Annotated in this window: 9 protein-coding genes; 7 read left to right on the top strand and 2 right to left on the bottom strand. The window is 42.8% G+C overall.

The genetic code is table 11. The annotated features are described in order from the left end of the window. The first annotated feature begins 106 nt into the window (after positions 1-106). The 6 genes from ACED45_RS22980 to ACED45_RS23005 all read left to right on the top strand — a co-directional run bounded on the left by ACED45_RS22980 (position 107) and on the right by ACED45_RS23005 (position 8,957). The gene (locus ACED45_RS22980; RefSeq protein ID WP_019350717.1) at positions 107-979 is read left to right on the top strand and encodes a LysR family transcriptional regulator; all 873 of its coding nucleotides are present in this window, start codon (positions 107-109) and stop codon (positions 977-979) included. A gap of 281 nt (positions 980-1,260) precedes the next feature. Then, complete coding sequence (dmeF, locus tag ACED45_RS22985; RefSeq protein WP_086049330.1) at positions 1,261-2,268, top strand: CDF family Co(II)/Ni(II) efflux transporter DmeF; 1,008 nt, start codon at positions 1,261-1,263, stop codon at positions 2,266-2,268. Then, on the top strand, positions 2,246-2,662 hold the full coding sequence (locus ACED45_RS22990) for a MarR family winged helix-turn-helix transcriptional regulator (protein ID WP_280621565.1): 417 nt from the start codon (positions 2,246-2,248) through the stop codon (positions 2,660-2,662). Before dmeF ends, ACED45_RS22990 begins: the two co-directional genes overlap by 23 nt. A 617-nt stretch (positions 2,663-3,279) precedes the next feature. Next, a complete protein-coding gene (locus ACED45_RS22995) occupies positions 3,280-5,004 on the top strand; it encodes a methyl-accepting chemotaxis protein (protein ID WP_371715108.1) in 1,725 nt (574 codons plus the stop codon). A gap of 277 nt (positions 5,005-5,281) precedes the next feature. Then, positions 5,282-6,280: a DHH family phosphoesterase gene (locus tag ACED45_RS23000; protein WP_371715104.1), complete on the top strand. Its 999-nt coding sequence runs from the start codon at positions 5,282-5,284 to the stop codon at positions 6,278-6,280. Between the two features lie 487 nt (positions 6,281-6,767). Next, entirely contained in the window at positions 6,768-8,957 is a 2,190-nt protein-coding gene (locus ACED45_RS23005) for an immunoglobulin-like domain-containing protein (RefSeq protein WP_371715105.1), read from the top strand. A gap of 247 nt (positions 8,958-9,204) precedes the next feature. On the opposite strand, the gene ACED45_RS23010 is transcribed toward ACED45_RS23005, so the two are convergent. Both ACED45_RS23010 and ACED45_RS23015 read right to left on the bottom strand, forming a co-directional pair. Continuing rightward, the gene (locus ACED45_RS23010) at positions 9,205-9,948 is read right to left on the bottom strand and encodes a class I SAM-dependent DNA methyltransferase (RefSeq protein ID WP_371715106.1); all 744 of its coding nucleotides are present in this window, start codon (positions 9,946-9,948) and stop codon (positions 9,205-9,207) included. 181 nt (positions 9,949-10,129) lie between these two features. Then, positions 10,130-11,425 (bottom strand): sensor domain-containing diguanylate cyclase, encoded by a 1,296-nt coding sequence (locus tag ACED45_RS23015; RefSeq protein WP_371715107.1) that lies wholly within the window; start codon positions 11,423-11,425, stop codon positions 10,130-10,132. A gap of 261 nt (positions 11,426-11,686) precedes the next feature. On the opposite strand from ACED45_RS23015, the gene ACED45_RS23020 reads away from it, so the two are divergent. After that, a complete protein-coding gene (locus ACED45_RS23020; RefSeq protein ID WP_102433450.1) occupies positions 11,687-12,193 on the top strand; it encodes a GNAT family N-acetyltransferase in 507 nt (168 codons plus the stop codon). Positions 12,194-12,298: the final 105 nt, after the last annotated feature.

The raw sequence follows: 12,298 nt of genomic DNA on the forward strand, positions 1-12,298 counted from the left end.
CTATTACCAAACGTGTAAAATTACTTGCAAACTGGGTGGGTCCATATATGACGATGGGGTGTTCTTTACTTTTAGGGAATGATGTAAGTGATACGAGAGAGGGGACATGATGCTCGATATTAATTTGTTGAAGACGTTTGTGACGCTAGCGGAATATAAGCATTTTGGGAAAGCGGCCAATGCACTGCACATGACACAACCTAATGTGAGTTTGCACCTAAAACAACTGGAACAACAAACACGCATAAAGTTGATAGAGAGAAGCCCTTTTCAATTGACTCAAGCGGGTGAACGGCTATTGGAAACAAGCCAAAGAACGCTACTCGAACTGCAGATTTGTCAGGCCGATCTCAACGCCATTAATGACCTAAAAATAGGGACGTTAACCATTGCCGTAAGTGACATTATTTCCCGGTTCTTGTTGATTCGTCCTTTCCAAAAGTTCAAAGCGCAGTATCCGGGTATTGACCTTACGCTCTTGAATACCACCTCATCTCAGGCATCGAGTTTAGTTAAGAACGCTCAGGCGGATATTGGTTTTGTTATCGCCAAAGAACAGCACAACGAGTCATTGTATTTCACTAAACTGCAGGAGCTTTCTTGGTGTGCGCTTGGCGATGGGTTTGATATCCAAGACTCTGATGCAGAGCTCACTTTGATTTTACTTGGCCACGATACGAGAACCCGCGATTTCATTGATGAAGGTTTACCAAGCCTTAATCTGCCCAATTACAGGGTGATGGAAGTAGGGAGTGTCGACGCTCAAATCGACTGGGCAGAAGCCGGTTTTGGTGTGGCGATTGTTCCTGAGTTTGCGGTATCCACCAAGCAGCATCTGCATTCGAAAGTGACACCGTTGATGAACTTTTCTAGCACCAGTCTTGGTTATATTGTTCGGCAGAACCAAGTGTTGTCGAAAGCCACCAAGCAGTTGTTAGGTTGGGTGAATGATGAGATTACACTGTTGCAAAACCAATAACTCCTTCTGATCTTAGTAGCCCACCTCGTGTGGGCTTTTTTGTGTCTGCAAAGCGCAGCTGTTTCTCCACCTAATAGGTTGTCGAGCTAATTAGATCCCCCTATAAATTATTACTCTCCCAAATCAGAGCCTTAAAATTCATCGTTGACAATGTTTGATAATCAAACTAAATTCCATTTGTTGATTTGATAATCAAACTACTTGTGAGTCAAAGCACTTTTTTGAGCAAGATTAATCAGTAACGACTCCTAATATTGAACACACGAGCTAAGGACGCCATTTTGAGTTTTCCAACACGTCACCAACACAACTTTTCTTCACATAACAGCCAAGGTGAAAAGCGTACTTTCTACGTTCTCTTGTTAACTATCATCACCATGGTTGTCGAGATCGTTGCCGGTACTATTTACGGCTCTATGGCGTTACTTGCTGATGGTTGGCACATGGGGACGCATGCTGCGGCGTTTGGCATCACCTTATTTGCATACCGATATGCGAAGAAACATGCCGAGAGCGAACGTTTCTCTTTTGGTACTGGCAAAGTCAGCGTGCTAGGGGGCTATACCAGCGCGATTGCGTTGGGGATTGTGGCATTGTTGATGCTGGTGGAATCGGTACATCGCTTGTTTAACCCACAAGCAATTCAGTTCAATGAAGCGATCATCGTTGCTTGTATTGGTTTAACCGTGAATGTAGTGAGTATGTTTTTACTCGGCGATCACCATCATGATCACGGACACGAGCATGGCCATGATCATAGTAAGAACCATGGCCATTCGCACGGTCATTCACATAGTCATGATCACGACAGCGACCATGGTCATAAACATGTTGAGCATCACGGACACCATCATGATCACAACCTACGCGCAGCCTACATGCATGTGTTGGCGGATACTTTGACGTCTCTGCTTGCGATTGTTGCGCTGCTATTTGGTAAGTTTTACGGTTGGAACTGGTTAGATGCAGCAATGGGAATGGTTGGCGCATTCGTGATTGCCAAGTGGACGATGAACCTTATGAAACAAACCAGCCCAATCCTGCTGGATGAGAATATCGACCAAGATTATCGTGACTCAGTGACCGAAACCTTAACGCCTTATGCGTCGGTAACCGATTTCCATATGTGGAAGGTGAGTGGACATCACTATTCAGCAGCGATTACTCTTGAATCAAACAGTGACAAAACCGTCTCTGAATATAAACAAATGCTCGCCAAGTTTGATAAGATTAATCATCTTACTCTTGAAGTGCATTCAAACGACCATGCGAAATATAGAACAGCTTAACCAAATACTGACTGAGTTCTACGATAAAATGTCTTCGTGGGAGCAGTCTGTTGTCAAAGAGACGGGTTACTCCCTGGCTCAAGTACACACCATTGAAGTGCTTGGTATGCATGGCGCGTTAAGAATGAAAGAGCTCGCTGAAAAGTTGGGTATCACCACGGGTACGCTTACTGTTCAAATTGAAAAGCTGGTTAAAGCTGAATTGATTGAACGCCATGAACACCCAACGGATCGTCGTGCAATTGTGGTGGCATTAACTGATGAAGGTCAGAAGATCCACGTTCACCATAACCAGCTTCACTTGAATTTGGTTAATGAGCTGACGCAAGACATCGATGAAGACGAGAAAGCAGTATTATTGAAGTGCCTAACCAAGATGGTGAAAGCGTTTTAGTCAGCTTTAAGTTCGCGCTCTAGCTCTTGATCTGCAAAGCGATTGATTAAGAAATCCAAAAATGGACCTGACTCGAATTGAGTAGATCCATTTTTTTCGCCGTTTACGCTCAACTCTACAATCCCCAATCGATGGGTTCCCCGTTTAAAAAAATAAGTCAAAATCTCCAATATTGCTCTTCGCTCGTGCTCCTCTGATGAGCCAAAAAAATGTCATTTCTAACCTTAAGGTCAACAATGGTCCAAAGTGTTTTAATTCAAAGCCTTACATAACAGGGTGTTCAGGCCTTCACACTCCGTCAAATAGCTGTCTCTCACTTTTATCATTCAACTAATGTACATGTAATAAATTTGTGTTATTGATAAAATTAACTTTAGTTGGCTGCTTCATTTGCTGTTTAAATGCAATTGAGACCGTCATAGCTAGTGGACTTAGAAGCCACAGTTTAAGACGCTCATTATCGATATAAAAACCATAACAATAACCAGGTCGCACGAGTTGTATTCCATGCTTCGATGCGATCAATTAGATACTCATAGTTAATTTAGTAAAGACGAGCCACGTATATGAATATAAAGAAAAAGCTCTATTCGTTGGGGATGTTCTCCATCTTCGGCATGATTTCATTGTTGTTTACCACATCGCAATTTGCAGACACCACCGCTCAAATGAGCGAAGCCAAACAAATCACCAAAGAACTTGAAGTGCGACTACTCAATCTTCGCCGTAACGAGAAAGATTTCCTATTACGTAGTGATATGAAGTACCTCGCCAAGTTCGACGTAAACTACAACAAATTCTTAGCGTCTGAATCTGAGCTAGATACAGTGCTCAGTGATTTAGGCTTAGCCAACAGCACACACCTACGTGAAGACATCGAAACTTACCACACCAGCTTTGTTAACCTAGTAAAAGCGAGCGAAGTCTATGGGCTAGCACGCGACAAAGGCTTGCTAGGCGAGTTTCATGTTTTGCTCGATAACATCAGCGTGACAGCCAGTGCTGAACAAAAAATCGAGCTTTACCTGTTCAATGACTTAATTGAAAAGGGTGAGTTCGATCCGAGTGTTCTTTCTATTACTTCTAATGTTGGAAGCTCAACTGCTTTGATAGATGCTGCACGTCAAGTGGTTGAACAGAAGCGAGTGATTGGCTTGAAGCACAACGAAGGTCTGCTTGGGCAAGCTCGCTCGGGTTCTCATGCTATCGAAACTCAATTTAAAGAGTTCTCAGCGGTATTAGACCAAGAAACCCAACAAGAGATGGACAAGCTATCGCTGATCAACAACATCCTTTGCGTCACGCTACTCGTGTCGATCATTCTGTTCAGTTGGTTAATTGTCCGTTCTATTATCGGCAAGATTGAGTCATTACTCTCGGTGATTCGCAACATCGTTGATTCTAACGACGTGTCTATTCGTTCGCACCTTGATGGCAAAGACGAACTCAGCACTTTAGGCCAATACTTCAACCAATTGCTTGATCAATTGGAGGGCTTAATCGCGGCATCTCAATCTAAGTCACTGCAACTGACACAAAGTACGTCGAACATGCATGACGAGCTAGAGTCAGTCATCAAACAGTTTGAAGTTCAAGCAAACCACACCTCTACAATGACAACGTCAGTGCAAGAGATGGTACTCACAATAGGTGAAATTTCAGAAAGCACATCAGTTGCGGCTGAAGGTGTTCATCAAGCAAAAGTGAATGCCGATAAAGGCCGTGAAGTGGTGGTTGATACGATCAGCAACATTACTCAGTTGTCTGAACGCCTTTCTAGCAGCCAAGATTCGATCAGCTCATTGAACCATCATGTTGATCAAATCGGCGATGCAGTAAACATCATCCAAGGAATAGCAGAACAAACCAACTTGCTGGCACTGAACGCAGCCATTGAGGCAGCACGTGCCGGTGAACAAGGCCGAGGCTTTGCCGTAGTTGCCGATGAAGTTCGTGCTCTTGCAAGCAGAACGCACCAATCAACGACTGAAATTACCAGTGTAGTAACGGCAATTCAAAGCCAAATGAACGCTTCGATGACCGAAATTGGTGAATGTAACCAACAAGGCCAACTGACTTTGAAAGATTCGGAAGAGCTCGATGCTAGCCTGCAGCTTATCTTAAGCGACATGGAAAGCATCCAGGGCAACTCTGAGCGTATTGCATCAGCGATTGAAGAGCAGGGTGCTGTGATGGCGCAAGTGAGTGACTCAATCACAGAGCTAAACACCATCTCTAACGACAACAACGCATCAGCTCAGCACTGTTTAGTTGAAGTTGATAAGGTCGCAGAGCAAGCCCATGATATGGATAAAGCCGTGGCTCAGTTCAAGACGTCGTAATTGATAATGATTTGAAAAGCACTTAATAAACGGGGAACCGAGATTTAAGTGGGATGGAAACAAAGGCGCAGATAATCTGCGCTTTTTTTGTGTCTGGAGTGTAGAGGCAAGTATCTGAATAGATTGAAATGAGAATAAGGAATTCCAAAATAGACTTAAGTATCTGTGAAATAAAGCTAAAATTTTAAGACGCTATAAAGCATAGTAACGTACTAACGATAGAGCCTACTTTAACTTACTTGCATGGGCGACGGAATCTCACAGCAAAAGGAACAACATGCACTACGACGTATTCAATGGAGATGCAGACGGCATCATCGCTTTACTGCAACTTCGCTTAAACGAGCCTAAAGAAAGTGTACTGATCACTGGTGTAAAGCGTGATATCAAGTTGGTCTCTCAAGTGGTTTCTAAACTCGCTGAGCAGGGTGAACAAGGAGAGGTTTCGTCTGTTACGGTCCTAGATGTGTCGATGGAGAAGAATCTACCGGCACTACACTCGCTACTCGATGCTAATATTGATGTGTTCTATTGCGATCACCATCGTACGGGAGACATACCGCAGTCTAAGTTTCTTAAGACGTTGGTTAATACGGCGCCTGAATGTTGCACCAGCTTGTTGATCAATCAAAAGTTAAAAGGTGAATATGTTGCGTGGGCAATCGCGGCGGCATTTGGTGATAATTTAAAAGCGGTAGCTTCACAATTAGCGTTAGAAAATGGCTTTGACCAATCTCAAACTGATTTCTTAGAAGAGTTGGGTACTCTAGTTAATTACAACGGCTACGGCTCGTCACTAAGCGATTTGCATTTCACGCCAATTGAGCTCTACCAAACCCTTTATCAATACCCGAACCCATTTGACCTTTTAGATGATAAAAACTCTGTGTTTTATCGACTACGAGCTGCTTATCAAAATGATCGCCAGCAGCTATCAAACCTTGTTCCTGTTTATGAAAGTGAAGTCGCACGTGTGTTTGAACTGCCAGGTGAGACTTGGGCAAGGCGCATCAGTGGCGTATTTGGTAATGAAATCGTCAATCAAGATCCAAACCGAGCGCAAGCAGTATTAACGAAAAACAAAGATGGAAAGTCTTACACGGTGAGTTTACGGGCACCATTATCAAACAGAATAGGCGCGGACGAAATTTGCTCAAGTTTTGCAACTGGTGGAGGAAGAAAAGCAGCGGCTGGAATTAATCAACTTAATGAACTTGATAAGGTGAGTTTTATTTCACTATTGGACGCATATTATTCATCTGGTGCTGAGGGGTAACTGAAAAACTCCTGAGGTATACATCCAAAATTCCACAAATTTTCACTCCTATATTCCGTTATACGTGTGTATCTCTAGCACATGTATGACGATTATATCCAAGCTATTTTAGTGATGTCACTCGCAATGGTATCTGGTCTGAGGTCAGTGATTACGGCATGTTTGGGGTGATTTTTGCCGATTTAAAGTTCGTTTTTTCCTATTGGTTATTTTTTATGTTTTTGGTTAATTATCTTAGTGAATTAAGGTTGATTAAATATTTGCTCAATCAATGTATTTAGTTGAAAATAACAGATTTTAGCATTTCAATTTGAATGAAAAGTCAAAATCATATTGATTCTGATATTCAATCTGTGACTTAAAATCACAAGTTAAATCAAAGGTCATCTTTTCCTATAAATTCCATTACTTCTCTATAAATATTCATGATTAAAATGAATTGGTTCGGTTGTGATTGGCACAGCTGTTAAGTAAGGAAGTGGGACTAATGTTAAAACGTAAAGCTCTACAATTAGCAGTATCGGTCGGCATGGCGGCTATGTCTGGCGCTGTTTATGCGAATGGTTCAGATATGACGAATCCAGATTCAGGCGTCGTAGTTGGCTATTGGCATAACTGGTGTGACGGTGGCGGCTACCAAGGTGGTAATGCGCCGTGTGTGACGCTAGATGAAGTGAACCCAATGTACAACATCGTGAATGTGTCATTCATGAAGGTTTACGATGTGACAGATGGTCGAATCCCAACTTTTAAACTGGACCCAACGATTGGGCTTTCAGAAGAACAATTTATTGACCAAATCTCTGAACTCAACAAGCAAGGTCGCTCTGTACTTTTGGCTTTGGGTGGTGCTGATGCACACGTAGAGCTAGAAACCGGTGATGAAAGAGCCTTTGCTGATGAGATCATTCGTCTTACGGAACGTTATGGTTTTGACGGTCTAGATATCGACCTCGAGCAAGCGGCCGTCACCGCTGCAAATAACCAAACCGTGATTCCAGATGCGCTTAAGCTAGTGAAAGACCACTACCGCGCAGAAGGTAAAAACTTCCTTATTACTATGGCGCCTGAGTTCCCGTATCTAACGACAGGCGGTAAGTACGTTCCTTATATCGATAATCTAGAAGGCTACTACGACTGGATCAACCCACAATTCTACAACCAAGGTGGCGATGGTATCTGGGTTGAAGGTGTGGGTTGGATAGCACAAAATAACGATGCGTTAAAAGAAGAGTTCATCTACTACATCTCTGATTCTCTTATCAATGGAACGCGTGGTTTCCACAAGATCCCACATGACAAGCTCGTGTTCGGTATTCCTTCAAGTATCGATGCTTCAGCGACGGGTTTTGTGCAAGAGCCACAAGACTTATACGACGCGTTTGATAGCCTAACGGCGCAGGGGCAGCCTTTACGCGGCGTAATGACTTGGTCTATCAACTGGGATATGGGCACTAACAAAGCGGGTCAAGCATACAACGAACAATTCATTAAAGACTATGGTCCATTTGTTCACGGCCAAGTGACACCGCCACCAGTTGAAGGTGAGCCTGTATTGAAAGGTGTTGAGAATACGCGTGTTCTTCATGGCACTGCATTTGATCCAATGGAAGGCGTAACAGCAACAGATAAAGAAGATGGTGATTTAACTTCATCGATCGATGTTGAAGGTTATGTTGAAACCAGTGTTATAGGTACTTATGTACTGACTTACCGTGTGAAAGACAGTGACAACAATGAGACAACCAAGGCTAGAACGGTAGAAGTTTACAGCCAAAAACCTGTTTTCGATGGCGTGTCGGATACTACTATCGTACTCGGTAACCCATTCGACCCAATGGCGGGTGTTACAGCAAATGATGCTGAAGACGGTGACCTAACAAGTTCAATTACACACACTGGTAGTGTCGATGTGAATGAGATAGGTAACTACACGCTTGTGTATAGCGTAACAGATAGCGCGAACCAAACTGTAACCGCTGACCGTAAAGTGTCTGTGACGGATGGTTCTAACTGTGCTGCTGCATGGGATGCCGACACCGTTTATGTTGAAGGTGACCAAGTATCGCATGATGGAGCAACGTGGGTTGCAGGTTGGTATACTCGTGGCGAGGAGCCGGGAACGACAGGTGAGTGGGGCGTTTGGAGAAAAGCGTCAGACAGTTCATGTGGCGGCAACCCTGATCCAGGTGGTGATTTAGAGCTAAATGTATCTGGTCTTCAGTCGGAATACATTCTAGATAATGGCAATGTACGTTTACAGTTCACACTAGCGTCAAACGAAGCGCTTGATGTCACCGCAACGGTGAGCAATAGCTCGGATACTGTTGTTGAACAGACTAACGTGAATCTAACTGATAGCCGCACGATTACTATGGAGCTGAGTGATGTTGCAGAAGGTCAGTACCAGCTTGAAGTGGTTGGTACTGCGACAGACGGTGAAATGGTGATGGTCGATAATTCATTCGCTATCAAAGAAGAGGGCGGTACAACGCCACCTCCAGGTGATTACCCTCCGTACGAAGCAGGAACGAACTATAAAGCGGGCGACATCGTGGTAGGCACTGACGATGGTCTATACGAATGTAAGCCTTGGCCATACACGGCTTGGTGTGCAAGCGCGTCTTATGCTCCTGGTGACAGCCAGTACTGGCAGGACGCTTGGACAAAGCTTTAGTCTTATAGTTTAACGCTAGCAATATAAAGTAGACGATCAAAGAGAGGCCATTGTGCCTCTCTTTTTTATGTTTAAACATTTCTGATTTAGAACTTTGATAACCGTCTTGATCTCAAACTCGGTACTTTATATCACCTTAGATAACACTATGACGCAATGTGATATTGGATACGCGATAAAAATAAAGGCAAATATGGGTTCTTTGTTGATCTATGTGTATAGACTAATTTGCTGCGTATCGACTTCTCTAGATTTTCACACACGTGATCAGCGCATTGCCGGACTGAGTATCCCAAGGAATCAGCTTGTCGTAATCGTGCTCGAAGATATTAACCTCAAAGTATGGCTTCAATATCTCGATTAACTCCTTAAACGAGAATGCCACCATCGGGTGTTCATCATTCCAAACTTGAGTTTCACCTGCAGTCGTTTTTTCGATACTAAGCATTAGCGCTTGCTTATCACCCTCACCAGAGTAATACCAACCCGATCGGAAGGTAAAATCATCTTGTTCTTGGTTTGTGGTGTGTCGAACAAACAGATCATTGCTGATCTTATCTTTATCGACAACGTTAAAGCAGAAAACACCGCCTTGTTTTAGCGCTTTGTGAACGCTAGCAATGCACTCTTTTAACTTCTCGATGCCATCGTTGTAGTGGATCGAATACAAGAAACAAGTAATAAGGTCGAACGGCTCAGAGACTTCAAAATTACTCATGTTCTGCACAGAAAAGCTAGCTTCAGGGCAGCGTAGTTGAGCGATATCTAACATGGGTTGGTTTAAGTCAAGCCCGTTACTTTGATAACCATAATCAATAAAGTGACGAACGTGTGATCCAGTACCACAACCGAGGTCTAGGTGAGTTTTTCCTTCATTTCCAAAAATCTGATGTAGCCTACGAACGCAGTGACTTTGCGCTTGGTAGTCAATATCAACACACATTAAATCATAGTAACCCGATAGGTCGGTATAGAGCGCGTTGGCGGACATGTTTGCCTGCAGCATTTGCTGAAAAAATTGGGGTGGCGCATCATATACCGAAATGTGGAATTCGCAATAAAATATTCAACATGCTCATGCACTTTAATTCCAACTTTGTTACTAACTAAACACTGATGATTCACTGTTAGGAGTATGGAAAAATATCATCAAAGCGAGATAGCTTCAGCCGTTACGAACACGCTTCGATACAAACCGATTCATTATTTATTGAAACTTGGTTTTTGCCGTTTGCTTTTGCTCTATAAAGTGCGTCATCGGTGACTTTAATGAGAGTATTGACTGAGTTCGAGGAATGACAAATACATCGACTGGTCATTCCAATACTGACACTGGACCTAAACGGACGGCGATTAGCACCAATAAAAATATGTTGATTAAATGAATGACAAATACGTTCACCAATGATTTGGGTATACGCAGGTTTCGCATTAGGAATGAACACAATAAACTCTTCACCACCCCAGCGTCCCACTACGCCATGGATCAATTCAACGTGAGTTTTTATAGTGTCAGCTAAGTGCTTAATGACAGTGTCACCAACGGTGTGACCAAACTGATCGTTTATCAACTTAAAGTCATCAATGTCAATCAACATACAAGACATTTCGATTCTCTGATTCATTGGCTTCTTTATCCAATCATAAATCGCCCGACGATTGAGTGCCTGCGTTAAGTCGTCATGCATAGCACGATGCAGTAATTCTTTTTCCAACAATACTTTATCTGTCACTTCTTCAAGAATGACTTGAATGGCGTCTTCACCTTCCCAGTTAATCACGTTGTCATAGAGATTGAAGTATTTGTAGGAGTCATCAAAGCAACGGTTGGTAACCACGGAACTGAAGTTGGGTGTGTTGCCATTGAGAATGCTCTCGTAACGTCTGATTGCAATTGGTCGCTCTGCTTCAGGAATGATTGAAATGATTGAATCCATCGCAAGCACTTGCTCAATGGATTTGGCACCTTGTTGTTCAATCCAAGCTTGGTTAACCATCAAAGGTTTGAAGTTTCTATGAATCAAAATGCCTTGCTTCGATGTACTGAGTAGCTTTCTATACATACGATCGGTTTCGTGGCGTTGACGTTGCGCTTCTACCACAGAGGTGATGTCAATGATGTTCACTTTAAGAGCGGGCTTGTTATTCAATTCAACAATGTGCGATAAGCAAAATATGGAGATATTACGGCCATGAGCGGGAATGTCTGTGTACAATTTTCCTTTCTTAAGCTTGCCTTTTATTGCTTCTAGATAGCGCTGCTTGGCTAGATTTTGGTAACTATCAGGTACCAAGGCATATACAAAATCAACATTGCGTAATAACTCACCACGGTTTTTATAACCAAAGATTTGGGCGATCTCGTTGTCGACATCAACAACTCGATGATCTTGAAGTGTCATACACCCTTGTGCTGAGTCGAAGTTTTGACAGGCTAAAGTGGTGGTTAAATCTAGTTGAATACTCATATCTACCGGATTACTTATTCGTTAACTGAAATAGGTTTTTCTCACTCGATGTAGCGACCCCAAGGTCTTTGCGGAGCTCTTTTATGACGAGACTAGATTGGAAAATTATGGTATCTAGGTAAACTAAGTGTGACATTTAAAATTTTATGATAAATCAGTAATTTTACTGGTTTTAACCCAGTTCTTGAAAAGTAAACAATTCAGGAAAGTAGGTCAGTAATTAAAGCTAAATAAGCGAGCTAAACAAGGAAAGTTAAGACAATGGAATCAGCACCAAACGCAAAGGACTCTGTGGAAATCGGTACTTCAATAATCATCAAGCTTGATGACTTATCGGGTGGGGAAGTAATAGGCTTACTGGAAGAGCATCTCGCTGATATGTACGCAACATCACCACCCGAAAGTGTTCATGCTCTGGATCTGGATGGGCTCAAGTCGCCAGAGATTACCTTTTTTAGTGCTTGGAAAGACAGTCAATTGCTTGGGTGTGTTGCGATTAAAGAGTTAAATACCCAACACGCTGAACTCAAATCGATGAGAACCTCACAGTTTGCTCGAAAGTCAGGCGTTGCTAGCCAACTTTTACAACATGTATTGGATACCGCAGCCATTCGCAAGTATCAAACAATCAGTTTAGAGACAGGCTCAGAAGACTACTTTAAGGCGGCGCGTAACCTGTATGAAAAGTTTGGCTTTGGATACTGTGAACCATTTGCAGATTATATATTGGACCCGCACAGCCAGTTTATGAGTATCGAATTGTGTTAGAAGTGACTACATCGCAAAGAGAGATTCCCTATCACGTTCGTTCCTCACTGTAGGGAATAATGAAATGGACCCACCCTTCTAAACGGCGTCGCAATGCGCCAAGAT

This window comes from Vibrio crassostreae (assembly GCF_041439375.1).
Lineage (GTDB): Bacteria > Pseudomonadota > Gammaproteobacteria > Enterobacterales > Vibrionaceae > Vibrio > Vibrio crassostreae_D.

Coding starts and splice junctions, on each gene's coding strand:
- ACED45_RS22995 (WP_371715108.1), top strand. CDS start 3,280: ATGATTTCATTGTTGTTTACCACATCGCAATTTGCAGACACCACCGCT.
- ACED45_RS22990 (WP_280621565.1), top strand. CDS start 2,246: ATGCGAAATATAGAACAGCTTAACCAAATACTGACTGAGTTCTACGAT.
- ACED45_RS23000 (WP_371715104.1), top strand. CDS start 5,282: ATGCACTACGACGTATTCAATGGAGATGCAGACGGCATCATCGCTTTA.
- ACED45_RS23015 (WP_371715107.1), bottom strand. CDS start 11,425: ATGAGTATTCAACTAGATTTAACCACCACTTTAGCCTGTCAAAACTTC.
- ACED45_RS22980 (WP_019350717.1), top strand. CDS start 107: ATGATGCTCGATATTAATTTGTTGAAGACGTTTGTGACGCTAGCGGAA.
- ACED45_RS23010 (WP_371715106.1), bottom strand. CDS start 9,948: ATGTCCGCCAACGCGCTCTATACCGACCTATCGGGTTACTATGATTTA.
- ACED45_RS23005 (WP_371715105.1), top strand. CDS start 6,768: ATGTTAAAACGTAAAGCTCTACAATTAGCAGTATCGGTCGGCATGGCG.
- ACED45_RS23020 (WP_102433450.1), top strand. CDS start 11,687: ATGGAATCAGCACCAAACGCAAAGGACTCTGTGGAAATCGGTACTTCA.